At 69.2% G+C, this 25,920-nt stretch carries 27 protein-coding genes and 1 tRNA gene; 11 read left to right on the forward strand and 17 right to left on the reverse strand.

Annotation, left to right across the window (positions count from 1 at the left end; all coding sequences use genetic code 11):
* Positions 1-58 precede the first annotated feature (58 nt).
* The 3 genes from ACOFKS_RS00595 (at position 59) to ACOFKS_RS00605 (ending at position 1,800) form a co-directional block, all read left to right on the forward strand.
* A complete protein-coding gene (locus ACOFKS_RS00595) occupies positions 59-463 on the forward strand; it encodes an ATP-dependent Clp protease proteolytic subunit (RefSeq protein ID WP_419807311.1) in 405 nt (134 codons plus the stop codon).
* A gap of 83 nt (positions 464-546) precedes the next feature.
* Positions 547-831, forward strand: a complete 285-nt coding sequence (locus ACOFKS_RS00600) for a hypothetical protein (protein ID WP_419807312.1) — start codon at positions 547-549, stop codon at positions 829-831.
* 18 nt (positions 832-849) lie between these two features.
* Positions 850-1,800, forward strand: a complete 951-nt coding sequence (locus ACOFKS_RS00605; RefSeq protein WP_419807525.1) for a phage major capsid protein — start codon at positions 850-852, stop codon at positions 1,798-1,800.
* A gap of 15 nt (positions 1,801-1,815) precedes the next feature.
* On the opposite strand, the gene ACOFKS_RS00610 is transcribed toward ACOFKS_RS00605, so the two are convergent.
* Positions 1,816-1,890, reverse strand: a tRNA-Glu gene (locus ACOFKS_RS00610).
* A 41-nt stretch (positions 1,891-1,931) separates the two neighbouring features.
* Positions 1,932-3,302 carry a class II 3-deoxy-7-phosphoheptulonate synthase gene (locus ACOFKS_RS00615; RefSeq protein WP_419807313.1) on the reverse strand — a complete coding sequence of 457 codons (1,371 nt, stop codon included), beginning with the start codon at positions 3,300-3,302 and terminating at the stop codon, positions 1,932-1,934.
* A 142-nt stretch (positions 3,303-3,444) separates the two neighbouring features.
* On the opposite strand from ACOFKS_RS00615, the gene ACOFKS_RS00620 reads away from it, so the two are divergent.
* On the forward strand, positions 3,445-4,470 hold the full coding sequence (locus tag ACOFKS_RS00620) for a UDP-glucuronic acid decarboxylase family protein (RefSeq protein ID WP_419807314.1): 1,026 nt from the start codon (positions 3,445-3,447) through the stop codon (positions 4,468-4,470).
* A 12-nt stretch (positions 4,471-4,482) separates the two neighbouring features.
* On the opposite strand, the gene ACOFKS_RS00625 is transcribed toward ACOFKS_RS00620, so the two are convergent.
* A complete protein-coding gene (locus ACOFKS_RS00625; RefSeq protein ID WP_419807315.1) occupies positions 4,483-5,421 on the reverse strand; it encodes a D-2-hydroxyacid dehydrogenase in 939 nt (312 codons plus the stop codon).
* 62 nt (positions 5,422-5,483) lie between these two features.
* Between ACOFKS_RS00625 and ACOFKS_RS00630 the strand changes: the two genes are divergently transcribed.
* A complete protein-coding gene (locus tag ACOFKS_RS00630) occupies positions 5,484-6,458 on the forward strand; it encodes a M48 family metalloprotease (protein WP_419807316.1) in 975 nt (324 codons plus the stop codon).
* A 34-nt stretch (positions 6,459-6,492) separates the two neighbouring features.
* Here the strand turns inward: ACOFKS_RS00630 and cysS are convergent, their stop codons facing one another.
* Together cysS and ACOFKS_RS00640 are read right to left on the reverse strand one after the other, a co-directional pair.
* Positions 6,493-7,926 (reverse strand): cysteine--tRNA ligase, encoded by a 1,434-nt coding sequence (cysS, locus tag ACOFKS_RS00635; RefSeq protein WP_419807317.1) that lies wholly within the window; start codon positions 7,924-7,926, stop codon positions 6,493-6,495.
* A gap of 365 nt (positions 7,927-8,291) precedes the next feature.
* Positions 8,292-8,429 (reverse strand): LPXTG cell wall anchor domain-containing protein, encoded by a 138-nt coding sequence (locus tag ACOFKS_RS00640; RefSeq protein ID WP_419807318.1) that lies wholly within the window; start codon positions 8,427-8,429, stop codon positions 8,292-8,294.
* A gap of 233 nt (positions 8,430-8,662) precedes the next feature.
* Here ACOFKS_RS00640 and rpsU point away from each other — a divergent pair, with 233 nt between their 5' ends.
* Together rpsU and ACOFKS_RS00650 are read left to right on the forward strand one after the other, a co-directional pair.
* Positions 8,663-8,869, forward strand: a complete 207-nt coding sequence (gene rpsU, locus ACOFKS_RS00645; protein ID WP_007404630.1) for a 30S ribosomal protein S21 — start codon at positions 8,663-8,665, stop codon at positions 8,867-8,869.
* Positions 8,870-8,953: 84 nt separating this feature from the next.
* Positions 8,954-9,550, forward strand: coding sequence for an FKBP-type peptidyl-prolyl cis-trans isomerase (locus ACOFKS_RS00650; protein WP_419807319.1), 597 nt, complete (start codon positions 8,954-8,956; stop codon positions 9,548-9,550).
* A 793-nt stretch (positions 9,551-10,343) separates the two neighbouring features.
* On the opposite strand, the gene ACOFKS_RS00655 is transcribed toward ACOFKS_RS00650, so the two are convergent.
* The 4 genes from ACOFKS_RS00655 to wecB form a co-directional block, all read right to left on the reverse strand.
* The gene (locus ACOFKS_RS00655; protein ID WP_419807320.1) at positions 10,344-10,568 is read right to left on the reverse strand and encodes a hypothetical protein; all 225 of its coding nucleotides are present in this window, start codon (positions 10,566-10,568) and stop codon (positions 10,344-10,346) included.
* 161 nt (positions 10,569-10,729) lie between these two features.
* Positions 10,730-11,488: a metallophosphoesterase family protein gene (locus ACOFKS_RS00660; RefSeq protein WP_419807321.1), complete on the reverse strand. Its 759-nt coding sequence runs from the start codon at positions 11,486-11,488 to the stop codon at positions 10,730-10,732.
* A gap of 44 nt (positions 11,489-11,532) precedes the next feature.
* Positions 11,533-12,825 carry a UDP-N-acetyl-D-mannosamine dehydrogenase gene (wecC, locus tag ACOFKS_RS00665; protein ID WP_419807322.1) on the reverse strand — a complete coding sequence of 431 codons (1,293 nt, stop codon included), beginning with the start codon at positions 12,823-12,825 and terminating at the stop codon, positions 11,533-11,535.
* The gene (wecB, locus tag ACOFKS_RS00670) at positions 12,809-13,933 is read right to left on the reverse strand and encodes a non-hydrolyzing UDP-N-acetylglucosamine 2-epimerase (protein ID WP_419807323.1); all 1,125 of its coding nucleotides are present in this window, start codon (positions 13,931-13,933) and stop codon (positions 12,809-12,811) included. The genes wecC and wecB overlap by 17 nt, the downstream gene beginning before the upstream one ends.
* A 108-nt stretch (positions 13,934-14,041) precedes the next feature.
* Between wecB and galU the strand changes: the two genes are divergently transcribed.
* The gene (gene galU, locus ACOFKS_RS00675; RefSeq protein ID WP_419807324.1) at positions 14,042-14,908 is read left to right on the forward strand and encodes a UTP--glucose-1-phosphate uridylyltransferase GalU; all 867 of its coding nucleotides are present in this window, start codon (positions 14,042-14,044) and stop codon (positions 14,906-14,908) included.
* 12 nt (positions 14,909-14,920) lie between these two features.
* Here galU and ACOFKS_RS00680 read toward each other — a convergent pair whose 3' ends face one another.
* From ACOFKS_RS00680 to ACOFKS_RS00705, 6 genes are read right to left on the reverse strand one after another with little or no spacing between them, the layout of a single operon-like run.
* Positions 14,921-15,688, reverse strand: coding sequence for a HesA/MoeB/ThiF family protein (locus ACOFKS_RS00680; protein WP_419807325.1), 768 nt, complete (start codon positions 15,686-15,688; stop codon positions 14,921-14,923).
* A complete protein-coding gene (gene dut / locus ACOFKS_RS00685; protein ID WP_419807326.1) occupies positions 15,685-16,122 on the reverse strand; it encodes a dUTP diphosphatase in 438 nt (145 codons plus the stop codon). The genes ACOFKS_RS00680 and dut overlap by 4 nt, the downstream gene beginning before the upstream one ends.
* Positions 16,119-17,294, reverse strand: a complete 1,176-nt coding sequence (gene coaBC / locus ACOFKS_RS00690; RefSeq protein WP_419807327.1) for a bifunctional phosphopantothenoylcysteine decarboxylase/phosphopantothenate--cysteine ligase CoaBC — start codon at positions 17,292-17,294, stop codon at positions 16,119-16,121. The genes dut and coaBC overlap by 4 nt, the downstream gene beginning before the upstream one ends.
* On the reverse strand, positions 17,291-18,394 hold the full coding sequence (locus ACOFKS_RS00695; protein ID WP_419807328.1) for a hypothetical protein: 1,104 nt from the start codon (positions 18,392-18,394) through the stop codon (positions 17,291-17,293). The genes coaBC and ACOFKS_RS00695 overlap by 4 nt, the downstream gene beginning before the upstream one ends.
* A gap of 14 nt (positions 18,395-18,408) precedes the next feature.
* Positions 18,409-19,944 (reverse strand): 2-polyprenylphenol 6-hydroxylase, encoded by a 1,536-nt coding sequence (gene ubiB, locus ACOFKS_RS00700; protein ID WP_419807329.1) that lies wholly within the window; start codon positions 19,942-19,944, stop codon positions 18,409-18,411.
* Between the two features lie 7 nt (positions 19,945-19,951).
* On the reverse strand, positions 19,952-20,683 hold the full coding sequence (locus ACOFKS_RS00705) for a class I SAM-dependent methyltransferase (protein WP_419807330.1): 732 nt from the start codon (positions 20,681-20,683) through the stop codon (positions 19,952-19,954).
* A gap of 65 nt (positions 20,684-20,748) precedes the next feature.
* Between ACOFKS_RS00705 and mutM the strand changes: the two genes are divergently transcribed.
* The 3 genes from mutM to dnaA all read left to right on the forward strand — a co-directional run bounded on the left by mutM (position 20,749) and on the right by dnaA (position 23,739).
* Positions 20,749-21,564, forward strand: a complete 816-nt coding sequence (gene mutM, locus ACOFKS_RS00710; RefSeq protein ID WP_419807331.1) for a bifunctional DNA-formamidopyrimidine glycosylase/DNA-(apurinic or apyrimidinic site) lyase — start codon at positions 20,749-20,751, stop codon at positions 21,562-21,564.
* Between the two features lie 106 nt (positions 21,565-21,670).
* Positions 21,671-21,934: a 30S ribosomal protein S20 gene (gene rpsT / locus ACOFKS_RS00715; RefSeq protein ID WP_419807332.1), complete on the forward strand. Its 264-nt coding sequence runs from the start codon at positions 21,671-21,673 to the stop codon at positions 21,932-21,934.
* A gap of 434 nt (positions 21,935-22,368) precedes the next feature.
* Positions 22,369-23,739 (forward strand): chromosomal replication initiator protein DnaA, encoded by a 1,371-nt coding sequence (gene dnaA, locus ACOFKS_RS00720; RefSeq protein ID WP_419807526.1) that lies wholly within the window; start codon positions 22,369-22,371, stop codon positions 23,737-23,739.
* Between the two features lie 17 nt (positions 23,740-23,756).
* On the opposite strand, the gene ACOFKS_RS00725 is transcribed toward dnaA, so the two are convergent.
* Both ACOFKS_RS00725 and trpS read right to left on the reverse strand, forming a co-directional pair.
* A complete protein-coding gene (locus ACOFKS_RS00725) occupies positions 23,757-24,806 on the reverse strand; it encodes a CAP domain-containing protein (protein ID WP_419807333.1) in 1,050 nt (349 codons plus the stop codon).
* A 104-nt stretch (positions 24,807-24,910) separates the two neighbouring features.
* Positions 24,911-25,918 carry a tryptophan--tRNA ligase gene (trpS, locus tag ACOFKS_RS00730; protein ID WP_419807527.1) on the reverse strand — a complete coding sequence of 336 codons (1,008 nt, stop codon included), beginning with the start codon at positions 25,916-25,918 and terminating at the stop codon, positions 24,911-24,913.
* Positions 25,919-25,920 lie beyond the last annotated feature (2 nt).

Raw genomic sequence — 25,920 nt, forward strand, 5'->3', positions numbered from 1 at the left:
TATAGCAAGGACGGTGGCTTTAGCCCGTCCGCTTTCAGGTGCCAGACGGCGAAAGCCGATGTTCGTTCAATCCGCCATTCAGCAATGGTTTAATCTGATCCACCAGGCGTGGACCTTGGCGCTCGGCAACGCCGACGACATGCGGACCACGGCCGGGCTGCTCGACAAGGTCGATGGCGTGCTGGTCGCCGGCTACGCGAAGAAGACCGGAAAGTCGGCCGAGGTCGTCACCGCGCTGATGAAGGCGGAGACCCGGTTCACGGCCGAGGAGGCGATTGCCGCCGGTTTCGCGAACAGCCTCGTGACGATCGGCGCCAGCAACACCGCGGCGCGCGCGTTCAACGTCGCCGCCTATGCGAACGCGCCGAAGGCGCTGACCGAGCCGGAGCAGCTGCCCGACTGGGACGCCGCGGCGTCCCGCCGCCAGGCGCGCGCTCGGCTCTACGAGCGGTCCGCCGCTTAACCCACCCGCCCAACCGGCGCCGGCCGTCCGGACGCCTTTCCCAGGCCTCGCGTTTCGCGGGGCCTTTTTCGTGAGGAACCACCATGGCCGTCAACATCAAGGCGCTTCGGGACGAGCGCGCCGAAAAGGCAAAGAACGCCCGCAACCTGCTCGACACCGAGAACGGCGCCGACTTCACCAAGGAGGTCGAAGCGCAGATCGATGCGCTGTACGAGGAGATCGACCGCATCGACGCGCAGATCGCCCGCGCCGAGAAGCAGGCGAAGATCGACGGCGACGCCGCCTCGGACGACCGCTCGCGCGAGGCCGGCGATCGCGCCCGCTCGCAGCTGCCTCCCGAGCAGCGGGAGCAGCAGGAGCGATACTAGGCCGCCTTCCGCAACTGGATCCTCAACGGCGAGCGCGGCCTGACCAGCGAGGACGCACAGGCCCTGCGCGATGGCTCGGTCCAGAACGCCCAGTCCGGCCAGCAGAGCAACGGCGCGGCCGGCGGCTTCCTGGTTCCGACCGGCTGGGGTGGCGAGCTGCTCGAGGCGCTGGCGCTGTTCGGCGGCATGCGCGCGGTGGCGACCGTGATGCAGACGAGCGGCGGCAACATGATCCCCTGGCCCACGGTCGACGAGACGGCGGTCGAGGGCGAGATCGTCCCGGAGAACACCGCCGCCACGACCGGCGACTTCAATTTCGGCACCACCAACATCGGCGCCTACAAGTTCAGCTCGAAGATCGTCACGATCCCGTTCGAGCTGCTCCAGGATCAGGGCCCGGGTTTCGATATCGAGGCGTTCACCCGCCGCGCGCTGGCGACGCGAATCGCACGCATCACCAACCGGCTGTTCACGACCGGGACCGGAACCGGCCAGCCGCAGGGCATCGTCACGGCGACCGGCATCGGCAAGGTCGGCCTCACCGGTCAGACGGCGGCGGTGCTGCCGGACGACCTGGTCGACCTCGAGCACTCGGTCGATCCGGCCTACCGCTCGATGCCCGGCGTCGGCTGGATGTGGCACGACACCACGCTGCGTCAGCTGAAGAAGCTGAAGGACAGCCAGGGTCGGCCGCTCTGGCTCCCGGGCTTCTCGACCGACGACGCTCGAGAGGGCCGAGCGTCCGTCGCATCAACGACCTGGCGAAAGAGGGGTCGCTGGTCATCGGCGGCCACTTCGTCGGCCGGTCGGTCCAGCATCGGGCGAACCATCATGATGGCTGAGCGGGCCGAGGAGCGCAAGAACCGCGCGAATGTTCGCGCCAGAGTCGCCGACTGTTCCCGCTCAGTTCACGCTGTTTCAGCGCGCGTTTCCCAAGCGACCTGGAAAACGGTAGTTGTCGACTGCTAAGTGGCTGTAAATGCTTGGTGACCCCTACGAGAATCGAACTCGTGTTTTCGCCGTGAGAGGGCGACGTCCTAACCGCTAGACGAAGGGGCCGCGCGCGGAAGTCGGCGCGGTAGGGGAGGCGGCGGCGGGCGTCAAGCCGCCGCGCGGCGGCGCTCCGCCATCTCCTCGTTGAGCATCTCGGCCAACAGGAACGCCAACTCCAGCGACTGCGACGCGTTGAGACGCGGGTCGCAATGCGTGTGATAGCGGTCGGCGAGCGACTGTTCGGTCACGTCGACCGCGCCACCGGTACATTCGGTGACGTTCTGCCCGGTCATCTCGGCGTGGATGCCGCCCGCATGCGTCCCCTCGGCGCGATGGACCGCGAAGAAGCCGCGCACCTCCGCCAGGATACGCTCGAACGGGCGGGTCTTGTAGCCCGTGACGGCCTGCATCGTGTTGCCGTGCATCGGGTCGCACGACCACACCACCGGATGCCCCTCGCGCGTCACGGTGCGGACCAGTTTGGGCAGGTGCGCCTCGATCTTGTCGGCGCCGTAGCGTGTGATGAGCGTGATCCGCCCTGCCGTGCGCGCCGGGTTGAGCGTGTCGAGCAGGCGCAGCAGCATGTCCGGGTCGAGGTTCGGGCCACACTTCAGGCCGATCGGATTGCCGATGCCGCGCAGGAATTCGACATGCGCCGACCCCTGGAACCGCGTCCGGTCGCCGATCCAAAGGAAATGCGCGGAGGTATCGTACCAGTCGCCGGTCAGCGAGTCCTGCCGCGCCATCGCCTGCTCGAACGGCAACAGCAGCGCCTCGTGGCTGGTGTAGAAGGAGGTCTGCGCCAGCTGCGGCACCGTCTCCGGGTCGATCCCGCAGGCGCGCATGAATTCCAGCGCGTCGCCGATCCGGTCGGCGGTCTCGCGGTATTTCTTCGACCAGGGACTGGAGCCCAGGAAATCGTGCGTCCAGCGATGCACCTGATGCAGGTTCGCATACCCGCCCTGCGCGAAGGCGCGGAGCAGGTTCAGCGTCGCCGCCGACTGGCTGTAGGCGCGAATCATCCGCTGGGGATCGGGATGACGGCTCTCGGCGGTGAAGCCGATATCGTTGACGTTGTCGCCGCGATAGCTGGGCAGCTCGACCCCGCCGATCGTCTCGGTCGGGGCGGAGCGCGGCTTGGCGAACTGGCCCGCCATCCGCCCGACCTTCACCACCGGCAGCTTGGACGCATAGGTCAGGACGACCGCCATCTGCAGGATGACGCGGAACGTGTCGCGGATGTTGTTGGGATGGAACTCCGCGAAGCTTTCCGCGCAGTCGCCGCCCTGGAGCAGGAAGGCGCGGCCCGCCGCCACCTCCGCCAGCGCCGCCGTCAGGTTGCGTGCCTCGCCCGCGAAGACGAGCGGCGGAAAGTTCTTCAGCGTCGCGGTCGCCTCGTCGAGCGCGCGCGCGTCGGGATAGTCAGGCTGCTGCAGCGCCTGCTGGCTGGTCCAGCTGTCGGGGGCCCAGGCGGGCATGGTGCTATTTTCCAATGATCTGACGGTCCCGCCGCCCATGCGCCGGATAGGCGGGTTTCGCAATCCGCCCGCCGCCGAAGCGAAGTAGATAACCTGGGTCAACGCGATGGCGGAACCGCTTGCCCGACCGAGGCTTTGCTGCATGAACTTTGTAGAACAACGTCCAGGGGAGCCGCAGCAGGTGGGTTACACGAAGGAGCGCGTGCTCGTCACCGGCGGGGCCGGGTTCATCGGGTCGCACCTGTGCGAGCGGCTGCTGGCCGAGGGCGCCGAGGTGCTGTGCGTCGACAATTACTATACCGGCCGACGTGACAACATCCGCGCGCTGCTCGACGATCCCTCGTTCGAGGTGCTGCGCCATGACGTCACCTTCCCGCTCTACACGGAGGTGGACCGCATCTATAACCTCGCCTGTCCGGCGAGCCCCGTCCATTACCAGTTCGATCCGGTCCAGACGACGAAGACCAGCGTGCTCGGCGCGGTAAACATGCTGGGGCTGGCGAAGCGGCTGAAGGTGCCGATCCTGCAAGCCTCGACCAGCGAGGTCTATGGCGATCCCGCCGTCCACCCGCAGCAGGAGGGCTATTGGGGCAACGTCAATCCGATCGGCATCCGCTCCTGTTACGACGAGGGCAAGCGTTGCGCGGAAACGCTGTTCTTCGACTATCACCGCCAGCACCGCGTGGACATCAAGGTGGTGCGGATCTTCAATACCTATGGTCCGCACATGCACCCGGAGGACGGGCGCGTGGTGTCGAACTTCATCGTCCAGGCGCTGACCGGTCAGCCGATCACGCTGTATGGCGACGGCACGCAGACGCGGTCGTTCTGCTACGTCGACGATCTGGTCGACGGGCTGATGCGGATGATGGGGTCGGCCAGCCAGACGACCGGGCCGGTCAATCTGGGCAATCCCGACGAGTTCACGATGCGCGAGCTGGCCGACATGGTGCGCGAGCTGGTCGGCAGCGCGGTGCCGATCGTGCATCGCCCGCTGCCGGCGGACGACCCCCGGCAACGCAAGCCCGACATCGCCACCGCGCGCGAGACGCTGGGCTGGACGCCCAAGGTGAAGCTGCGCGAGGGGCTCGGCCGGACGATCGCCTATTTCGACGCGTTGCTGTCCGATGCGCCGCGCGGGGCGGAGATGGTCGCGCTGTCGGCCTAGGCAGGCGAGCGTCTAATACCCCGCGTTCAGGTCCGCGACGTTCTTCATCGGCTCGCCTGCCCGGAACGCGGCGAGATTGTCCAGGAACAGCGCCGCCGCGCGCCGGAACATCTTGGTCTGGCTGCGCCCCGACAGATGCATCGTTATCATGCAGTTCGGCGCCGACCACAGCGGATGCTCCGGCGGCAGCGGTTCCGGGCTGGTCGGATCGAGGAACGCGCCGCCGATCCGCTTCTCGTGCAGCGCCGCCAGCAGCGGGGCCTCCTCGATCATGTCGCCGCGCGCGATGTTGATGAGCCAGGCGCCCGGCTTCATCGCCGCCAGCTCCGCCGCGCCGATCAGCGCCTTGGTGTCGTCGGTCGAGGGCGCGGCGAGCACCACCCAGTCGAACTCGCCCAATCGCGCGCGCCATGCGTCCGGCGTGACCGTCCCATCACGGCCAGATCGCGTGACGCCCGTCACCTCGACCCCGAACGCCGCCAGCCGCTCGCCGATCAGCCGCCCGATCGCGCCATAGCCGATCACCAGCGCGCGGGTCTCGAACAGCTCGACCTTGCCCGGCGAGTCGCTCGGCCATTCGTGGCGATCGTGCGCGCGCACCACCTCGTCGAACCGCTTGGCGGCGGCGAGCACGCCCAGCACCGCGTATTCGGCGACCGCATAGGCGTTGATGCCCGCACCGTTGGTCAGCGTCACGCCACGCTCGCGCAGCAGGTCGAGCGGGAAGGCGTCGAGCCCCGCATAGATGGTCGACACCCATTTCAGCGTCGGCCCGGCGGCGCGGATCGCCTCGGTCACCAGCCGCGTCGGCTGCATATCGACCCAGGCGATGTCGGCATCGACGATCGCGGCGTTCGCCTCCGCCGGCTTGGCGAACCAGGCGACCTCCAGCTCGGCGGGAAGCTGCGGTTCGAGCAGCGGGCGGGCGAGCGCGGGGAGGACGGCCTTCATCGTGCGCTCATCTACCCGCCGCAACGGTTTGAGGCGAGGGGCCGTTGCATTAAGGCGATCGCATGAAGTTCGGATGGATCATGGCGGCGCTGCTCGCGGCGGCACCCGCGGGGGCGCAGGACGCGGCCTATTGGACGGCGATGCGCACCGTCGATGCCCGCATGGCGACGATCGCCTATCGGCTCACCACCGCCAACGCGGCGCTGTGCCGCGACCTCCAGCCCGCCACCGGCGTTCAGCTCCACGCGATCGACCAGTATGACACGGCCAGCCAGCCCGCCGCGCGCGTCGCCTTCGGCTTCGCCCGCCCCGTGCAGGTGGAGGTGGTCGCCCCCGACAGCCCCGCCGCGCGCGCGGGCCTGACCCCCGATGACGCGCTGGTCGCGATCGACGGACACCCGGTGCCCCCGCCCGCCAGTGACAAGGCGGGCACCAGCCGCACGCGCGACGCCGCACAGGCGATGATCGCCGCCGCACCCGCCGACCAGCCGCTGGTGCTGACCGTCGAGCATGGCGGCGCGCGGCGGACGGTGACGGTGCCCGCGAGCCCCGGCTGCCGCTCGCAGTTCGAGGTGCTGCTCGGACCGGGGCTGAAGGCGTCGTCGGACGGCCGGGTCGTGCAGGTCGGCGTCCGCTTCTTCGAGCTGTTCGACGATCAGGCGATCGCCGCGATCGTCGCGCATGAGCTATCGCACACGATCCTGCGCCACCGCGCGCGGCTGGAGGCGGCGGGGGTGAAATGGGGGCTGGCGGCGCAGTTCGGGCGCAACGCGCGGCTGTTCCGGCGGACGGAAGAGGACGCCGACCGCCTCAGCGTCCACCTGCTCCGCAACGCCGGTTACGATCCGCAGGCGGCGGTCAGGTTCTGGCGCGAGCAGGGGGGCAAGATCGACGGCGGCCTGTTCCGCAGTCCGACGCACCCGTCGTCGCAGGCCCGCGCCGACGCGATCGCTGCGGAGGTGGCGACGCTGCCGCCGGTGGGGCAACCGGACGCTGCGCCGGCGGTCCTCGCGACGCGGGACCAGCCGCTGCGCTAGCCGCGTGCTCCTGCGAAGGCAGGAGCACTTGGTTTCAGGCCAGTTTCCAGTCCCACCCGAGCGGGTCGCCGTCCATCACTTCGACCCCCGCCGCCGCCAGCTCGTCGCGGATCGCGTCCGATCGCGGGAAGTCCTTGGCCGCGCGCGCTTCTCGCCGTTCCATCAGCCGCGCCGCCACTGCCGCCTCGTCCAGCGTCGCGCTGGCGGGCCGGACCCGCAGATCCTCGCGGCGGAGCGACAACAGGCCGAGACCCAGCACCGCGTCCACCCCCGCCACGGTCGCCAAGCGGTCGGCCGGCGCGACCCTCTTGTCGGCGAGCAGTTCGTCCAGCACCGGCAGCGCCCTGGGCGTGTTCAGATCGTCCGCCAGCGCCGCATCCAGCCGTTCGCGATAGGAGGCCGCCGAGACGCCCGGAGACATCGCCCGCGCGCGCAACGCGTCGACCGCATGCACCAACCGCTTCAACCGCACCGACGCCGCCGAAAGACCATCCCAGCTGAACTCCATCTCGCTGCGATAGTGCGCCTGGAGGCACATCAACCGATAGGCGAGCGGATGAAACCCCCGGTCCACCACCGCTTGCAACGTCAGGAAATCCCCCGACGATTTCGCCATCTTCCCCGTGCGATCCACCAGGAAGTTGTTGTGCATCCAGAAGGTCGCGCCCGTCGCCGCACACCCGCAGAACGCCTGGTTCTGCGCGATCTCGTTGGGGTGGTGGATCTCGCGGTGATCGATGCCGCCGGTGTGGATGTCGAACGACGCGCCCAGATATTTCCGGCTCATCACCGAGCATTCCAGATGCCAGCCCGGCGCACCGCGACCCCACGGCGAGTCCCATTCCATCTGCCGGTGCTCGCCCGGATCGGACGCGCGCCAGATCGCGAAGTCCTGTGGGTGCCGCTTGCCCGCGACCGGGTCGATCCGGCTCTCGCCCTCGTCCTCGCGCGCACGGGCGAGGCGGCCGTAGTCCGGCACCGTCGACACGTCGAAATACAGCCCGCCGTCCAGCTGGTAGCAATGCTTCGCCGCGATCGTCTCGCCGAACGCGATCATCTCGACGATGTGATCGGTCGCGAGCGGAAAGGCGGTCGGGTCGGCGATGTTGAGATCGCGCAGGTTCTGCTTGAACGCGGCGGTATAGTGCGCCGCGATCGCCCAGATGTCCTGCCCGGTCGCCTTGGCGCGCGCCTCCATCTTGTCCTCGCCCGCGTCGGCGTCGGACTGGAGGTGGCCCACATCGGTGATGTTGATGACGTGCGTCAGCGCCCCCCACCCGGCTTCTGCGGCGCGCCATTTCAGCACCCGCGCCAGCGTGTCGGTGAACACGTACGCGCGCAGGTTGCCGAGGTGGGCGTAGTTGTAGACGGTCGGCCCGCACGAATAGACGCGGACGTCGGCGGGGTCGAGCGGCCGGAACTCTTCGAGCGAGCGCGACAGGCTGTTGTAGAAGGTGAGGGGGGTCATCGCCGCCGAGCCTTAGCGACCGGCGGCGACGCCCGCCACCTTACCGCGCGACGCCGACCAGCGCGGTTGCCGTATCGCCGGCTGGCCGGCTGCCGCTCAGCGCCGGGGCCTGCTCCGTGGCCGTTCTGTCGCCGAACACGCCGTCCGGCGGTAGCGACCTGATAGCCATGCTGCGCGAGGAACCCGGCGGTCAGCTCCCGGATACCGGGTCGTTATCGACGACGAGGAGGCGGGTGACGAGGTCCATGGCAGGGGCGGCTGGCGGCGACATCCCTCGGCGGTGCGCGATTTGCGTATCCGGGACGTTGCGGAGCTGAAACATTCGTCGCTTGCCGCGGACCTGTGGCAATGCTGCAACAGGTCGGTCAGTGGCCGGACGACTTGATTCCACGTCGGCGCAGCTTCTCGCGGCGGCGGCGCGGCAGATACACCGCCAGCGCGGCGAGCGCGCCGATACCGCTGATGGCGATGAGCGTGAGGGCCACAATAATTCGAGCTTCCATCCACGATCCTTGCCATTCGCCCGACGGGCGGCGTTGCTCCAACGGCTGCGACCGATCTCGCGCAATTTGTCGGCATCGTTAACGGCAAGCGGGGGCGATACGCAAGATTGGGGCGGGACGGCGGCGGCGGCTTCACTCTTGCCATTCGAGCCCCGCGTTGCTAGCGACCCTGCTTCTATCTTTTCAGCGCGTCTCGCGAGACGGCTATTCGTGCCCGGAGCATCGTACTACCCATGCAGATCATCGTTCGCGACAACAACGTCGACCAGGCCCTGCGCGCGCTCAAGAAGAAGCTGCAGCGCGAGGGCGTTTATCGCGAGATGAAGCTGCGCCGTCACTATGAGAAGCCGTCGGAAAAGCGCGCGCGCGAGCGGGCCGCTGCCGTGCGCCGCGCCCGCAAGCTGGAGCGCAAGCGCGCCGAGCGCGACGGGGCGCGGTAAGCACGCGCTTCTCGACGCTCGGCGACGCGCGTTGGTGTTACCTTTCGTTACCTTTGCCCTGACGGGTCGGAGCCGAACCGCCTGATGTCGACCGTGACCGCCGTGCCGCTCCAGCCCGTCAAGCGCGGCTATCTCGTCTGGCTGTGGCTGGGCATCCTGCTCGCTTGCGTGTCGGCCTATGCGTTGGCGCGGCAAGGCGATCCGGCGCTGGTACGCGAATCGCGCGGGTCGGGCGTAGTCACCACCGCGTCCGGGCTGCAGTACAAGATCGTCAAGCTGGGCGACCGCAACGGCGCGCACCCGACCGCGACGGACGTGGCGCTGATCCAGTATCAGGGCCGGCTGCTCGATGGCACCACCTTCGACAAGTCAGAGCGCCCGACACCGCTGCCGCTGGCGGGGGTCGTGCCCGGCTTCGCCGAGGCCCTGAAGCTGATGACCAAGGGCGCCAAGTACCGTGTCTGGATGCCGTCGCGGCTCGGGTACGGCGCGACACCGCCCCCCGGCGCCCCGATCCCGCCCAACGCGACGCTGGTGTTCGACGTCGAACTGATCGACTTCATCCCGGAAGCCGTGCTCCGCCAGATGCAGGCACAGCAGGGCATGGGAATGCCCGGTGGCGGTGCTCCCGGCGGCGTTCCCGGCGGGGCGATGCCACCGCCAGTCCCAGGCGGGCAATAGAAGCCGCGACCACCGCCTGACGGTGCGTCCGCGCCTGCCAATTGCCTGCCGATCAGGATCGTGGTCGCCGGTTTAAACTACACTCGCGTTGCAATCTCTTCTCGATCGCGCATCGTCGGCCAGAGCCGATGGCGCGTACCGCAGGGGTCGCGGCGCGGCGTCGCGTGCATGGGCTGGCCGCATGGACGTCGCCGGCCGGAACTCAACCCGGCCTGTTATCCGCAGACGAGAGCTATCGCGACAGGCGACGTGGTCGCAGGATGATGCCCGGACGAACTCGACCTTCAGTCTTTCAGGTGCTCTCGAGGCGGGTGGTTCGTCGCGAGCATGGAAGGCGGCGCGCGATCTTGCGGTCGAGAGATGCATGATCGCTGCAAGCTTCTAGTCTCGCCAGCAGCATGGCTCCACAAAAGGGACCATCGAAGCCTGTCTTGACCCGCCACACCCGCTAGGTCGCCCATCGTCACCGACCCGTCGAAATAGGCAACATTCCGAGCCGATTACGGAGTACCGTGGCTTTACGTCGGTTGCAGGCGTTGCAACGGGGTCTTGGACGTATCACGCCGATTCCAAATCGGAGACAGCGCTGGCCGGCCGCCAAGCCGACCGATCGAATTCGCAATCAGCGACGTTGAACTGCCATCCCCGCACCGAATGCCAGAACAACAGTGTCACCAGGACATGGGCATCGACCTCGACCCCGCCGGGCGGTCATGAGCCACTCAGCAAGCCCAAAACGAAGAATGGCGGCCGTCACCGACCGCCATTCCCGTTTACATACTCGTTCGCCAGCTCAGTTGCTGTCGGGCGAATCGTCTTCCTGAGCAACGATCACGATGCCCGCGATCACGGCAGCTGCCGCGATCAGGGCAACGAACACGCCGCCACCGGCCAGGTCGCTGTCCTTGGTGGTCGCCGAGCCGGCACGGGCCGACTTCGCGACCGAAAGGCTGGCGGCCGGGTTGGCCGGCGCCGCGAAGGCCGGAGCAACCGCCATCGTGGCGACCGCGGCGGCCATGAGATACTTCCCAAGACGCATTAAATACACTCCCTCAACGAAACTCTAGCGTCGCCAATGCCATGGCGACGCTCCGCTGGCAACCGAGTAACAGGGTCTTGCCGACCCCGGTCATCATTTCGCCGCATCGTGGCTATTGCACCACAGGGGTGAACGCTCCTTTAAGCGCCGGTGTGCAACTCCCATCGCGACTGACCTTCAAGTCCCAGCGCCGTCAGTCGGCCGGTCGCGAACGCCCCGGTGTCGATGCCGATGCGGTGCGGCAGGGTCTCGACCGTGTCGGCGATGGTGTGCCCGTGGACGATCATCTTCTCCAGCACCCGACCATGATCGAGGAAGGCGTCGCGGATCCACCGCAGGTCCGACGGGCGTTGCTGATCCAACGGCACGCCCGGTCGGACACCGGCGTGGACGAACAGGTAATCGCCGACCGCGATCATGTCCTCGCAAGCGCCGAGAAAGGAGCGATCCGCGGCAGGCACCCGCTGATCCAGCGCGGCGTGCAACTCGCGATAGTCGAGACGCTCATACTCGCGCTCGCTCAGCCCATAGCTCAGCGCCGTCTCGCGCCCGCCGATCCGGCAGAACAGCTTCATGGCGCTCGCTTCGCCGTCCAGTGCCTGGAGAAAGATCTCCTCGTGATTGCCCAGCAGACAGCGCGTCCGCCCGTTCGCCATCAACCCGCGCACCCGGTCGACCACCTGGGCCGAGGCAGGGCCGCGATCGACCAGGTCGCCGAGGAAGATCGTCGTGGTATCGGCGTCGCCCCGTGCCCGGTCGTCCGCCGCGATCATCGCCAACAACGTGTCGAGCTGCTCCAGACAGCCGTGCACGTCGCCGATCGCATAGATGCGCTGGCCGGGCGGGATCGCCGGCGCGGCTACCGGCGAACGGCGCGCTTTCAGGAACTTGGCAAGCATGGAAGAGCGCCAGATAGGGCGCGCATCCGCGAAAGGGAAGGCGGTCAGCTTGCGAGGCGGAGCGGCACCGTCACCGGCGCGCGTGGCTGGTCCGGCCAGATGCCGCGCGTGTCGAGCACCGCGATGCCGGCGCGCTCTTCGACGGGCACCGAGCGGAACAGGTCGTGGTCGACCAGCACCACCATCGTCGCACAGCTCGCCAGCGCCGTGTCGAGGTCGATCAGTGTGGCGCCCGTGCCGGCGAACGCGTCGGGCAGCGTGGCCGCATAGGGCTCCACCACCCGCACCCGCGCGCCGAACCGCCGCGCCAGCGCCAGGCTGACGGCGAGCGCCGGGCTTTCCCGGAAATCGTCGATGTTGGCCTTGAACGCGAGACCCAGGCACGCGACCGCCGTCTGCGGATGCGCCTCGATCAGTCTGGCGGCCTGCTCGACGACGTGCGCGACCTTGCCGTCGTTGACCTCGCGTGCGGTGCGGATCAGCGGCGTGACCTCCGGCGCGGCCGCGACCAGGAACCAGGGATCGACGGCGATACAATGCCCGCCGACGCCCGGTCCGGGCTGAAGGATCGATACGCGCGGGTGGCGGTTGGCGAGGCGGATAACCTCCCACACGTCGACCCCCATCCGGTCCGCGACGAGGCTTAGCTCGTTGGCGAAGGCGATGTTGACGTCGCGGAAGGCGTTCTCGGCGAGCTTGGTCATTTCCGCCGCCTTCGCCGTCGTCGTCACGCAGGCACCCCGCACGAAGCGGCGGTAAAAGGCGAGCGCCTTGCGCGCGCAGCGCGGCGTGACGCCGCCGATCACGCGGTCGTTGGCGATCAGCTCGTGGAGGATACGGCCGGGCAGCACGCGTTCGGGACAATAGGCGATCGAGACATCCGCATCGGCGCCCCTGCCGGGCATCGTCAGGTCGGGGCGAAGCTCCGCCAGCAGGTCGCGGACCTGCTCGGTCGTGCCGACCGGCGAAGTCGATTCGAGGATCACGGTATCGCCGCGCTTCAGCACCGTCGCGACCGTCGTCGCGGCGCGCAGCACATAGCCGATGTCGGGCCGGTGATCGTCGACGAACGGCGTCGGCACCGCGATCACGAACACGTCCGCCGCCGCGATCTGCGTCGAGGCACGCAACGTGCCCCGCGCGACGACGCCGGAAACGAGCGCGTCGAGATCGACCTCCTCGATATGCACCTTGCCGGAGTTGATCGTTTCCACGACGCTGGCGGTCACATCGACGCCCAGCACCCGAGCACCGGTGCGGGCGATGACGGCGGCGGTGGGCAGGCCGATATAGCCCAGCCCAAGCACGCAGACGGAAAGGTCAGTGTCGGCAAGCATCCGCTAGCAGCTCCGCGATCCGGGCCGCAGCATGGCCGTCGCCGAACGGATTGTGGGCGCGGGCCATGGCGGCATAGACGTCGCTATCGTCGAGAAGCGTTGAGACTTCGTGGACGATGCGGTCTTCGTCCGTGCCCACCAGCCGCGCGGTGCCGGCGGCGACGCCCTCCGGTCGCTCGGTCGTCTCGCGCATCACCAGCACCGGCTTGCCCAGCGCCGGCGCCTCCTCCTGCACCCCGCCCGAATCGGACAGCACCAGGTCGCAGGCGGCGAGTGCGCGGACGAAGTGCGGATAATCGAGCGGCGCGATGCGGACGATCTCCGGCCGATCCCCCACGATCGCGTCCATCACGGGCCCGACCTGCGGATTGGGATGGACCGGAAACAGCAGCGCGGTGTCGCCACGATCGGCGATCCGCACCAGCGCGCGAGCGATCGCCGCCATGCCGCCGCCGAAGTTCTCGCGCCGGTGCGTCGTTACCAGCACCAGCCGCTTGCCCGCGAGCGGTGCCAGCACATCGTCGAGCCCCGCCGCCAGCGCCGGCTCGGCCGCGACCCGTGCCTGCGTCCATTGCAGCGCGTCGACGACGGTGTTGCCGGTGACGTGGATCAGTTTGGGGTCGATGTTCTCCCGACGCAGCGCGTCCGCGGCCGTGTCGGTAGGCGCGAAGTGCGCCCGCGCGATCGGCGCGACGATGCGGCGGTTCACCTCCTCGGGCCAAGGGTGATAGATATCGCCCGAGCGCAGGCCGGCCTCGACATGGGCGACGGGCACCTTGCGGTAATAGGCGGCGAGCGCCCCCGCCATCGCGGTCGCGGTATCGCCCTGGACGACCACCCAGTCGGGCCGTTCGCGATCCATCACCTCGCCCAAGCCGGTCAGCAGCCGCGCGGTGAGCCGGTCGAGCGTCTGTCCCGGCTCCATGATGTCGAGATCGATGTCAGGTGTCAGGCCGGCGACCGCGAGCACCTGATCGAGCAGCCCGCGATGCTGCGCGGTGACGCACGTCCGCACGCGCAGCTCCGGCATAGCGGCGAGCGCGCGGACGACGGGGAACAGCTTGATCGCCTCGGGGCGGGTGCCGAACACGACGAGGATGGTGGCCATGGCACTCCTTACCGCGACCCGCTTGAGGCGCCGTTAATCGGATTGCGGCAGGTGTTTGCGCCGACACGCGGCCCTCGCTACGCGCCAATCAGCAAAAAAGGTGAAACGGTGACGATCAAGCGCGTTCGCAAGGCGGTGTTTCCGGTGGCGGGGTTGGGTACGCGCTTCCTGCCGGCGACCAAGGCGATGCCCAAGGAGATGCTGACCGTCGTCGACAAGCCGCTGATCCAATATGCGGTCGAGGAGGCGCTCGCCGCCGGGATCGAGCAGATCATCTTCGTGACGGGGCGCGGCAAGGCGGCGCTGGAGGATCATTTCGACATCTCCTACGAGCTGGAGGATACGATGCGCGCGCGCGGCAAGAGCCTAGCCGCGGTCGAGGGCATCCGGCAGAAGCCCGGCTCACCCGTCTATGTCCGCCAGCAGGAGCCGCTGGGGCTCGGCCACGCGGTGTGGTGCGCGCGCGAGATCGTCGGCGACGAGCCGTTCGCTGTGCTGCTGCCCGACGAGCTGATGGTCGGCGCGCCCAACTTTCTGGCGCAGATGGTCGCGGCCTACGAACAGGTCGGCGGCAACGTCGTCGGTGCGCTGGAGGTGCCGGACAGCGAGACCGACAAGTACGGCATCATCTCGCCGGGCCGGGTGGATGGTCGGCTGACCGAGGTCACCGGTTTGGTGGAGAAGCCGAAGGGCAAGGCGCCGTCGAACCTGATGATCCCCGGTCGCTACATCCTCCAGCCCGAGGTGATGCGGGTGCTCGACAACCCGGTGACGGGCGCCGGCGGGGAGATCCAGCTGACCGACGCGATGGCGCAGCTTATCGGGCGGCAGCCGTTTCATGGCTATACCTTCGACGGCGCGCGCTACGATTGCGGGGACAAGGCGGGGTATATTCAGGCCAACCTGGCGCTGGCGCTGGCGCGGGAAGATATCGGCCCGGCGGTGCGGGCCTTTGCCCTAGGGTTGTTGGGATAAGGATGTGCTCGTCTAGGCTCCTGCTTTCGCAGGAGCACAGACCCGGCACCCCGGATCCTTCGGCAAAGTCAGCGTCCTGAACCGCCAGCCCAGCAGGTCCGCCAGCAGCAGCTTCCCCGCCGGATCGTCGCCGAACGGCACGATCGCGCGGATCGCCTCCAGCGCGGCGAGGCTGCCGAGCATACCAGTGACCGGCCCGAGCACGCCCTGCTCGGCGCAGCTCGCGTCGCCGCGATCGGGCACGTCGCCGACGAAGCAGCGGTAGCACGGCTTGTCCGCTTCCCAGCCGCGATAGACGGCCAGCTGCCCCTCGAATTGGCCGACGGCCGCCGATACCAGCGGTACGCGCAACGCCAGCGCCGCGTCGGCGACCGCCAGCCGCGTCGCGAAATTGTCGCAGCCGTCGACGACGACGTCGGCAGCGGCCAGCAGGTCGTTCGCGTTCTCCGCGCCGACCCGGACGGCGTGGGCGTCCAGGTCGACGAGCGGATTGAGCCGGCCGACCCGTTCAACCGCTTCGTTCGTCTTGAGGAGGCCGATCGATTCGGTCGAGAACAGCACCTGCCGCTGAAGATTGGACAGATCGACCGCATCATCGTCGATGACGACCAGCCGCCCGACGCCGGCCGCCGCGAGATATTGAATGACCGGCGACCCGATTCCGCCCGCGCCGACGACCGCGACGGTCGCGGCCTTGAGCCGGACCTGCCCGGCCCCGCCGATCTCCTTGAGCACGATCTGGCGGGCGTAACGCGCCAGCTCCTCGTCGGAGAGCATCACACCCCGGTCGAGCCGAAGCCGCCGCTCCCCCGCGCCGTGTCGTCCAGCTCGGCCACATCGACCAGCCGCGCGCCGAGCACGGGCGCCGGGACCAGCTGGGCGATGCGGTCGCCGCGTCGGATGGGGAAGGGCGCGTCGCCGAGGTTGGCGAGGATCACCTTCACCTCGCCGCGATAGTCGCTGTCGATCGTGCCCGGCGTATTGAGGCAGGTGACGCCGTGCTTGAGCGCGAGACCGGAACGTGGCCGCACCTGCACCTCGTAGCCGTCCGGAATGGCGACCGCGAAGCCGGTCGCGACAGCGTGCCGCGCGCCGGGCGCGAGGACCAGTTCCTCCGCCGCGACCACGTCCATCCCTGCCGCGCCCTCGGTAGCGTAGGTGGGGGAGGGGAGCCCCTCGCCGTGCGGCAGCCGCTTGAGCCGGATGTCGATCACGCCAGTGCCCCCGGGATCCGTGCCACCAGCCGGCGCGCGACCTCTTCCTTCGGCAGTCGCTCCCAATCCTCGACGCCCTCGGCGGTGACGAGGTGGACGGTGTTCGCGTCGCCGCCGAACACGTCGCCGGAGACGTCGTTGGCGACCAGCCAGTCGCAGTCCTTGCGCGCCCGCTTGGCGACGGCGTGCTCGACGACCTGCTCGGTTTCCGCCGCGAAGCCGATCAGCAGCCGTGGCCGCGCGGGCGACTTGGCGAGCATCGCGAGGATGTCGGGGTTCTCCACCAAAGTCAGCGCCGGCATGACCTCGCCCTTCTTGACCTTCTGTCCCGCCGCCTCGACCCGCCAGTCGGCGACGGCCGCGACCATCACCGCCGCGTCGGCGGGCAGCGCGGCATCGACCGCCGCCGCCATGTCGCGGGCACTCTCGACGTCGATCCGATCGACGCCCGCAGGAGTAGGCAGCGCGACCGGGCCGGACACCAGCGTCACCCGCGCGCCGGCCCGTGCTGCGGCGGCGGCGATGGCATAGCCCTGCCGCCCCGACGAGCGGTTGGCGATGTAGCGCACCGGATCGATCGGTTCGTGCGTCGGCCCGGCGGTGACGAGGACATGGCGGCCCGCCAGCGGCGTCGCGGCGGGCGCGAGCGCCGCCTCGATCGCCGCCGCGATCGCCACCGGCTCGGGCAAGCGGCCGGGGCCGAACTCGCCGCAGGCCATCGCGCCGACATCGGGCTCCAGCACCGTCACGCCGTCCGCCCGCAGCCGCGCGATGTTGCGCCGCGTCGCCGCATGCTGCCACATCCTGACGTTCATCGCCGGCGCGACCAGCACCGGCTTATCGGTGGCGAGCAGCACCGTCGTCGCGAGGTCGTGCGCCCGTCCCGCCGCCATGCTCGCCATCAGGTCGGCGGTGGCGGGCGCGACGACCAGCAGGTCGGCCTCGCGGCTGAGCTGGATATGCCCCATCTCGGCCTCGTCCTTCAGGTTCCACAGGCTCGTATAGACCTGGTCCTCGGACAGCGCGGCTAGCGTCATCGGCGTCACGAAGTGCGCCCCCGCCTCGGTCAGCACGCAGCGCACCGCGTGGCCGCTGCGGCGGAGCAGGCGGATCAGCTCGCACGCCTTGTAGGCCGCGATGCCGCCGCCGACGATGAGCAGGACGCGCTTCACAGGCTGACCCGTCGCACGACGATCCGCCGCCTGTCGAGCGCCGCCGCGATCAGGTCGCGCAGGCCATCGGGTGCGAAGGCCAGTCCGATCAGCAAGACCGGTGCGGTCAGCAGCCCCCAATAGAAGGTGTCGAGCCGCCCCGCGACGCCCAGCAACAGCGCATAGGCCCCCAATGTCGTGGCAGCGCGCGTCGCGACGGGCGAGGCCCAGGCGGTCCACCCCGCCAGCGCCAGCGCGACCAGCGGTGCGGCGAGCGCCAGCGGCAACAGGCTGAGCGCGGTCGACGCCTGCCACGTCCGCACGACATAGCCCGGCCCGAGCAGTCCCGCCCAACCCGGCGAGCGCGGATCGGCGACCGTGACCACCTGCGCGACGCCATAGCCGTGCGCCGCCACGACGGTCAGCAGGACGAGGATCGCTGCGCCCCAGGCCGCCGCCTGCCGCCGGTCGCTCTCGCGCCAGGCGAGCGTCGCCATGACCAGCAGATACAGTGCCGACGTCTCGCGGATCAGCGCCGCCGTCAGTCCCCAGCCGACCGCCTCCAGCCACGCGCCCGTCCGATACCGCGCCAGCGACAGCGCGATCAGCAGCCCGGCCCAGATCTCATGGAACGGCGCCAGTTCCGCCTGCCAGCACGCGATCGACCCGCCCGCCAGCAACAGCAGCGCGACCACGCGCGGCAGGGGTCGCGTGAACGCCTCCCGGAATCGGTCGTACCAGGCCAGCACCACGCCGATCGCGAGCGCATAGAGCAGCATCGGCACCATCGCGGCCGGCAACCACGCCTGCGCGACGGCCAGCGTCGGCAGCCGAAACGTCACGAACGGCCGCAGCGGATAGTGGCCGATGCGGAGCGCCTCCGCGGTCACCGGGTAATAGCTGCCGCCATGCCGGATCGCCTCGACGACGCCGGAGTAGAGCTGAAGGTCGCTGCCGTCGCGCGCCGCCGCACCGGCGGCGGTCGGGTCGGCAGCGATCAGCGCGGTGAGGCTAAGGAGAACGAGCACCGCCAGCGTGCCCAGTATCAGCCGCGCCTGTCCGCGCGCCAGTCCCGCCCAACGCGACGGTGTCGCGAGCCAGAGCGGCTGGCGCGGCCGCAAGGGCGGGACGCTGCTCAATGCAGCAGCATCCACGCCGCCCCGATCCCGGCCGCCGCGCTCACGACCGCCGTCGCGGCATAGCGCCAGCCGCCGCCGATCCGAACCACTTCCACCTCGACCAGCGGCGGGGCAGGGGGCTCGCCGCCCGGCGCAGGGAAGCGTGCCTCGATCCGGCGCACCAGATCGGGCAGCCCGGCCAGGGTGCGGAGGTCCATGATGAGCCGATCCGCCAGCGCCGCTTCCGGCCCCAGTTCGGTCCTGATCCACTCGCGCACGAACGGCGCGGCGGTCTCCCACAGGTTGATATCGGGATCGAGGCCCGTCGCCACGCCCTCCACCATCACCATCGTCTTCTGGAGCAGGAGCAGGTGCGGCTGCGTCACCATGTCGAAGTCGCGGGTGATCGAGAACAGCCCGTCGAGCATCATCCCGATCGACATGTCCTTGACCGGCAGCCCGCGCATCGGCTCGCCGACCGCGCGCAAGGCGGTCGCGAACTCGGCGACGTTGTGGTGGCCGGGAACATAGCCGGCCTCGAAATGGATCTCGGCGACTCGTTTGTAGTTGCCGGTGATGAGGCCGTAGAGGATCTCCGCCAGCCACACCCGCGCACGCCGGTCGATCCGGCCCATGATCCCGAAGTCGATCGCCGCGATCCGATCTCCGGGCAGCGCGAACAGATTACCCTGGTGAAGGTCGGCGTGGAAAAAGCCCTCCGCGATCGCCTGGCGCAGGAACGCCTGGATCAGCGTGCGGGCGAGCTTGCGCTTGTCGAAGCCGGCGGCGTCGAGCCCGGCGCGGTCGGTCAGCTTGACGCCGTCCACCCACTCCACCGTCAGCACCTTGGCGGTCGACCGCTGCCAGTCGATGCCGGGCACTACGAAATCGGGCTCGGCGGTCATCGCCTCCGCCAGCTCGCTCGCCGACGCCGCCTCGCGCCGGAAGTTCAGCTCGCGCGCTGTCCAGCGCTTGAACGTCTCGATCGTCAGGCGCGGGCGCAGGCGGCGCGCCTCGATGCTCATCGCCTCCAGCTGCGCCGCCGCCCATTGATAGGTGTCGATCGCGCGCTTGAAATCGTCCTCGACGCCGGGGCGTAGCACCTTCACCGCCACCGTCCGGCCGTCCGGCGTCACCGCACGATGGACCTGCGCGATCGAGGCGGCGCCGACCGGCTCCTCCTCGAAGCTCGCGAACGCGGCGGTCAGCGGACGCCCCAGGCTCGCCTCCACCGCCTGGCGGATGATCGGAAAAGGAAGCGAGGGCAGGCGGTCCTGCAACCGCAACAGGTCCTGCGCCGCCGCCTCGCCGACCAGATCGGGCCGCGTCGCCAGCGTCTGCCCCAACTTGATCGCCGCCGGCCCGATCGCCTGAAAGGCATCGGCGTAGCGCGGCGCGGCGGGTTGCCGCGTCCCGACCCGCGCGAGCCGGACGAGGCGGCGCACCGGCGCGGGCGTGTTCGGGTCGCGCTCGATCCCACGCAGCGCGCCGTGCTTGGCCAGGATGCGGCCCCAGCGCAGCAGCCGCCAGATATGGGTCGTGGGGGACGTCACGGGCGGCTTAGATCTTCCACCCCGAATGGATCGCCACCAGCCCGCCCGCGATCGGCTCGACGGCGGTGCGCGTGAAGCCGGCGTCGCGGATCATGCCCTCGAACGCCGGCATGTCCGGGAAGCGGCGGATCGATTCGATCAGATAGCGATAGCTGTCCGCATCGCCGGCGAGCAGCTTGCCTAGCTGCGGCACCAGCCTGTGCGAATAGGCGTCGTAGACCTCGGCGAAGCCCGGCCATTGCGTGGTCGAGAACTCCAGGCAGAAGAACCTGCCGCCGCGCCTCAACACCCGATGCGCCTCGCGCAATGCCGCCGGGATGTCCGTCACGTTCCGGATGCCGAACGCGATCGTATAGGCGTCGAAGCTCTTGTCCGAAAACGCCAGCGTCTCCGCGTTGGCCTCCGTCCAGACGAGCGCCTCGATGCCGCGCTTGCGGGCCCGCTCCATGCCGACGCCGAGCATCGCCGGGTTGATGTCGGCCACCGTCAACGCCGCGCCGTTCTTCGCCAGGCGAAAGGCGATGTCGCCGGTGCCGCCCGCCATATCGAGGATCGTCTCGCCCGCGCGCGGCTTCACCCGGCGCACGAAGCGGTCCTTCCACAACCGGTGCATGCCTCCGGACATGGCGTCGTTCATCAGGTCGTAGCGCGAGGCGACGGAGGAGAAGACCCCGCCGACCCGACGCGTCTTCTCGTCGCGCGCGACCTCTTCATAGCCGAAGGAGACGATATCGTTCATGCCGCCCGCCTGTAGTGTCGGGAACGGGCGGTGGCAAAGGCGCGAGCGGCGCTTATTTGATGCAGATGCCCGAACTCCCCGAAGTCGAGACCACCGTGCGCGGGCTCACCCCCGTGCTCCACGGCCAGCGCCTCGCCACGGTCGAGCCGCGCCGCGCCGACCTCCGCAAGGCGATCCCGGTCGATCTGCGCCAGCGGCTGACCGGCGCCACCGTCGTCGCGCTCGGGCGCCGCGCCAAATACGGGATGATCGACACCGATCGCGGCGACACGCTGGTCTTCCACCTCGGCATGTCGGGCCGGTGGCGGGTCGATCCGAGCGAGGTCGAGCCGCACGATCACCTGCTGATCGCGACCAACGCGGGCCGGCGGCTGGCGCTCAACGATCCGCGCCGGTTCGGCTTTCTGGACCTGCTCCGCACCGACGCGCTCGACGCCTATCCGCCGTTCGCGGCGATGGGGCCGGAGCCGCTGGGACCGGAGCTGACGGCGGCATACCTGCTCGGCGCATTCGACCGGCGGACCGCGCCGATCAAGGCGATGCTGCTCGATCAGCGGATCGTGGCCGGGCTGGGCAACATCTATGTCTGCGAGGCGCTGCACCGCGCGCGCATCGCGCCGTCGCGCGCGGCCGGTCGGATCGCGCTGCCCCGGCTGGAGCGGCTGGCCGAGGCGATCAAGGCGGTGCTGGAGGACGCGATCGCGGCGGGTGGCTCGAGCTTGCGCGACTTCGCGCATCCCGACGGCGCGCTCGGCTATTTCTCCAAGCAGTTCCTCGTCTATGGCCGCGAGGGCGAGGCCTGCACGTGCGGCGGCACCGTTCGCCGCCGCGTAGAGGCGGGGCGCTCCACCTTCTGGTGCCCGCGCTGCCAGAGGGGATAGCGCGGCGTGGTTGACCTGAGCGGGCCGGTTCGGTAGGGCGCGTGCCACATCGAGCGTGGAGGCCGCTTCCGCGCTCCCTTTACCGTTGAACGAGGGTTTAAGTCGAATGGCGAACACGCCGCAAGCCAAGAAGCGTATCCGTCGCAACCAGCGCCGCGCCGAGATCAACGGTGCCCGCGTCGGCCGCATCCGCACCTTCGTCAAGAAGGTCGAGGCGGCGCTCGCGGCTGGTGACAAGTCGACCGCCGCGACGGCGTTGCAGCAGGCGCAGCCCGAGCTGGCGCGCGGCGTCGCCAAGGGTGTGCTCCATCGCAATACCGCCTCGCGCAAGTTCGCTCGCCTGACCAAGGCGGTATCGGCGCTCGCCTGATACGCCTGTAGGAAGGTTTATGGCCCGTCGGACCACCCGGTCCGGCGGGCTTTTTCCTGTGTGGTTGGAACGGAATGGAAACCACAGGTCAAAGCGCGATTCGCGTTGCCGACAGCTGTGCATATTTCGATAAAGATCAACAAAAACAACAGCTTGTCCGAAAGTTTGACGGTTTACCGTGGGCGGGGACGTGTCAATCCGCTTTATTTAACAAAAGCGTCACGGGCCGGACTTGAACGACTCAACCGCCCGCTTCCATAACCGCTGTCTGCCGGGACCAGCGGTCGCGGCACCAGTAGGTATCGGGCGAAAACCGAAGAGCCGGGGGGCACGGAGGAGCATCGTCGTCGCAAGAACAGCAACCCCGTGCGCGCATGTCGCGCACGGGCACGGGAGAGATGTGCGTGAGCCACGGGCAGCGGACGACAGCGGTGATGGGCGCGCCGGCGGGCGGCAGCGAGCAGGAGCGTGCATGGGCGCGCATCCGATCCTCGCTGCGCGAATCCGCTGGGGCGCGGCTGTTCGATCAGTGGCTCAAGCCGATCGCGCTCGTCCTCGACGTTAACGGCGATATCGTCGGCGACTCGGTCCGGCTGGCGCTGCCGTCGCAGTTCATGGCCGACTGGGTCCGAAGCCATTATGCCGACCGCCTGCTGCTCGAGTTCCGCAGCCATCTGCCCCAGGTCCGCGACGTCAGTATCGAGACCCGCGCGGCCGGGCCGCAGCCGGTGATCCTGACCGCCGATCCCGTCCCGGCCCCGGCACCCGGCCGCCCGCCCGCGCCGCGCCCGCAGCTCGACGAGCGGTTGACCTTCGACCGCTTCGTCGTCGCGCCGTCCAACCGCGTCGCGGTCAACGCCGCCCGCGCGCTCGCCGAGCCGGGGACGCCGCGGTTCTCGCCGCTGTTCCTCCATTCGACGACCGGACTGGGCAAGACCCACCTGATGCACGCGATCGGGCATGCGTTCCTGGCCGCGCAGCCCGACGCCAACATCCTGTGCATGTCGGCCGAACGGTTCATGTTCGACTTCGTCGCCGCCGTCCGCGCGCGCGACACCTTCGCGTTCAAGGCGCGGCTGCGCGCCGCCGACCTGCTGATGATCGACGACCTGCAATTCATCGCGGGCAAGGATTCGACGCAGGAGGAGTTTTTCCACACGATCAACGAGATCATGGCGGCGGGCAAACGGCTGGTCATCTCCGCCGATCGCTGCCCGCAGGCGCTCGACGGGGTCGAGGCGCGAATCCTGTCGCGACTCGGCGTCGGGCTGGTCGCCGATATCAAGGCACCCGACCTCGACCTCCGTCGTCAGGTGCTGGAGCGCCGCGTCGGCGATCTCGACGCCGCGGTGCCGGTCGGGGTGCTCGACCTCCTCGCAGGCCGGATCACCGGCAGCATCCGCGAACTGGAGGGGTCGCTCAACCGCATCCTCGCCTACGCCCAATTGACCGGCGAGACGATCGATCTCGACTTCGCGGTCGCGACGCTGGGAGATGCGCTGCGCGGGAGCCAGCGGCGGGTGACGATCGACGAGATCCAGAAGCTGGTCATCCAGCATTTCGAGCTGAAGCCGCTCGATCTCGTCTCCGCCCGCCGTGCCCGCGCGGTGGCGCGCCCGCGGCAGATCGCGATGTATCTCGCCAAGCGGCTCACCACGCGCTCGCTGCCGGAGATCGGCCGCAAGTTCGGTGGCCGCGATCACTCCACCGTCATCCACGCGGTCCGCAAGGTCGAGCAGCTGCGCGACTCGGATCGCGACATCGACAATGCGGTGCGGGTGCTGTTGCGCGAGCTGGAGGGCTGAGGCCGCGCAGGCCCGCGTCAGACGATCCGGAAGAAGTAGCCGTAGCTTTGCGTCGCGCCGTTCACGACCACGCCGGTGATGGTGACGTCGTAATAGATCCCGGCCTGTAGCCCGGCGACCGCGAACTGCAGGTTGTTGGCGAGGCCATAGCCGTCATTGTCGTACGCCTGCTTCGACACCGCGAGCGTGCCGCCGCCGCGCTGCCTGACCGTCACCACCGCGCCCGAGAAGTTGACGGTGCGATTCGCTGTAGCGTTCGGATTGGCGCTCGCGATCACCCCGAACGACAGCAGCGCGCCCGGCGTGAAGTACCGCGCCGGGTAATCTTCGTACGGATAAGCGACATAGGGCGGCAGCGCGGCGTTGCCGAACCCCGGCCCGGCATTGTTGAAGACCTTCAGCGCGGCGGCGTCGGCGCGCGTGCTGGTCGGCGACGCGCCAGCGACACGGCCATAGGCGACGCTGCCCAGGAACGGATGGAGCAGCCAGCGGCGGTGCCCGACGCTGTCGGCGACGACGTTGTTGGTCTCGATCAACCACCCCGCCAGCACCTGATCGTCGGTGATGAGACCCAGGCCGTTGCCGAACCCGCCATAGAGGTTGCTCGATCCCGAGCCGGTCGCACCCGACGCGGTGTAGCATTTCCACGTCGTCGGCGGCGTGTGGCTGAGCGAGTCGTTCGCCGCCTGAAGCAGCGCGGACGCCTGCGCGGCGGCTTCGTCGGTCGATGAATAGGTCACCGGCGGCAGCTTGTGGAGCGCGCGGATCGCGTTGAGGCTGGCGAGCAGCGCGGTGGTCGTCGCGTTCGACAGCTGGCCCGAGCGGCATCCTGCGATATCGGGCTGCGTCGTATAGAGCGCCGCCGCCTGCGCGGTGAAACCGGTCGGGGCGGGGGAAGGGGCCGGCGTCGGCGCGGGCGTCGCGGTCGCTGCGGGTGTCGGCGTCATGGCCGCGGTCGGCGATGGCGAGGATACGACGGCGACCGCGGCCGATCCGCTGCTACCGCCGCCGCCGCAACCGGCGACGAGGGCGAGGAGCGGCAGCAGTGCGGAAGCGGACCTGGTCATGGACCGCACCCTCGCCGCGAATGGTTACGGTCCGGTGAAGGGTAACATGCTGCGATCGCGCGTTCTTTTTGCCCGCGATCAACCGCCGCCGGGCGTCGGCTCGATCAGACCTGCAGCCCTACCGCCCGCTGCGCCGCCAGCAACGTCGGCGCGGCAAGCGCCCGTGCCCGCTCCGCTCCCGCGGCCAGTGTCGCGCCGACGGCGTTTCGATCGTCCAGCAGCCGCGTCAACTTGGTACGGATCGGCCCGAGCCGCGCGATCGCGAGGTCTGCGAGCGCGGGCTTGAACGCACCGAATCCCTGGCCCGCAAAACGATCGAGCACCGCCTGCGCCGGCTCTTCCGCCAGCGCGGCGTAGATGGTGACCAGGTTGCGCGCTTCGTCGCGGCCGGCGAGCCCGTCCGGCGTCTCCGGCAGCGGTTCGGCATCGGTGCGCGCCTTGCGGAACTTGGCGGCGATCGCGTCGTCGTCGTCGATCAGATTGATGCGGCTGGCGTCCGACGGATCGGACTTCGACATCTTCGCCGCGCCGTCGCGCAACGACATGATCCGCGGCGCCGCCGGTGAGACATAGGGCTCGGGCAGCGTGAACAGCTCCGTGCCGAAATCGAGGTTGAACTTGGTCGCGATGTCCCGCGCCAGCTCCAGATGCTGTTTCTGATCGTCGCCGACCGGGACATGCGTCGCCTGATAGAGCAGCACGTCGGCGGCCTGGAGCACCGGGTAGGTGAACAGGCCGACGCTCGCACCCTCGCGGTTCTTGCCGGCCTTGTCCTTCCACTGCGTCATGCGGTTGAGCCAGCCGACCCGCGCGGTGCCGCCGAGCAGCCACGCCAGCTCGCTATGCTGCGGCACGCGCGCCTGGTTGAACAGGATGGCGCGCTCGGGATCGACGCCGCACGCGATCAGCGTCGCCGCCATCTCGACCGTCGCGTTTGCCAGCTCCGCCGGTACGACCGGCTGCGTCAGCGCGTGCAGATCGGCGAGGAAGAACAGCGCCTGCCCCCCTTGCGCGGCGGCATCGTCCTGCAGCCGCACCCACTGCCTGATCGCCCCCAGATAGTTGCCGAGGTGGAGATTGCCGGTCGGCTGGATGCCGGAAACGACGCGCATGG

The sequence above is a fragment of the Sphingomonas sp. genome, from assembly GCF_965200135.1.
In the GTDB taxonomy this organism is placed as follows: domain Bacteria; phylum Pseudomonadota; class Alphaproteobacteria; order Sphingomonadales; family Sphingomonadaceae; genus Sphingomonas.

Coding starts and splice junctions, on each gene's coding strand:
- ACOFKS_RS00595 (WP_419807311.1), top strand. CDS start 59: ATGTTCGTTCAATCCGCCATTCAGCAATGGTTTAATCTGATCCACCAG.
- ACOFKS_RS00600 (WP_419807312.1), top strand. CDS start 547: ATGGCCGTCAACATCAAGGCGCTTCGGGACGAGCGCGCCGAAAAGGCA.
- ACOFKS_RS00615 (WP_419807313.1), bottom strand. CDS start 3,302: ATGCCCGCCTGGGCCCCCGACAGCTGGACCAGCCAGCAGGCGCTGCAG.
- ACOFKS_RS00620 (WP_419807314.1), top strand. CDS start 3,445: ATGAACTTTGTAGAACAACGTCCAGGGGAGCCGCAGCAGGTGGGTTAC.
- ACOFKS_RS00625 (WP_419807315.1), bottom strand. CDS start 5,421: ATGAAGGCCGTCCTCCCCGCGCTCGCCCGCCCGCTGCTCGAACCGCAG.
- ACOFKS_RS00630 (WP_419807316.1), top strand. CDS start 5,484: ATGAAGTTCGGATGGATCATGGCGGCGCTGCTCGCGGCGGCACCCGCG.
- cysS (WP_419807317.1), bottom strand. CDS start 7,926: ATGACCCCCCTCACCTTCTACAACAGCCTGTCGCGCTCGCTCGAAGAG.
- ACOFKS_RS00640 (WP_419807318.1), bottom strand. CDS start 8,429: ATGGAAGCTCGAATTATTGTGGCCCTCACGCTCATCGCCATCAGCGGT.
- rpsU (WP_007404630.1), top strand. CDS start 8,663: ATGCAGATCATCGTTCGCGACAACAACGTCGACCAGGCCCTGCGCGCG.
- ACOFKS_RS00650 (WP_419807319.1), top strand. CDS start 8,954: ATGTCGACCGTGACCGCCGTGCCGCTCCAGCCCGTCAAGCGCGGCTAT.
- ACOFKS_RS00655 (WP_419807320.1), bottom strand. CDS start 10,568: ATGGCCGCCGCGGTCGCCACGATGGCGGTTGCTCCGGCCTTCGCGGCG.
- ACOFKS_RS00660 (WP_419807321.1), bottom strand. CDS start 11,488: ATGCTTGCCAAGTTCCTGAAAGCGCGCCGTTCGCCGGTAGCCGCGCCG.
- wecC (WP_419807322.1), bottom strand. CDS start 12,825: ATGCTTGCCGACACTGACCTTTCCGTCTGCGTGCTTGGGCTGGGCTAT.
- wecB (WP_419807323.1), bottom strand. CDS start 13,933: ATGGCCACCATCCTCGTCGTGTTCGGCACCCGCCCCGAGGCGATCAAG.
- ACOFKS_RS00705 (WP_419807330.1), bottom strand. CDS start 20,683: ATGAACGATATCGTCTCCTTCGGCTATGAAGAGGTCGCGCGCGACGAG.
- mutM (WP_419807331.1), top strand. CDS start 20,749: ATGCCCGAACTCCCCGAAGTCGAGACCACCGTGCGCGGGCTCACCCCC.
- rpsT (WP_419807332.1), top strand. CDS start 21,671: ATGGCGAACACGCCGCAAGCCAAGAAGCGTATCCGTCGCAACCAGCGC.
- dnaA (WP_419807526.1), top strand. CDS start 22,369: ATGGGCGCGCCGGCGGGCGGCAGCGAGCAGGAGCGTGCATGGGCGCGC.
- ACOFKS_RS00725 (WP_419807333.1), bottom strand. CDS start 24,806: ATGACCAGGTCCGCTTCCGCACTGCTGCCGCTCCTCGCCCTCGTCGCC.
- trpS (WP_419807527.1), bottom strand. CDS start 25,918: ATGCGCGTCGTTTCCGGCATCCAGCCGACCGGCAATCTCCACCTCGGC.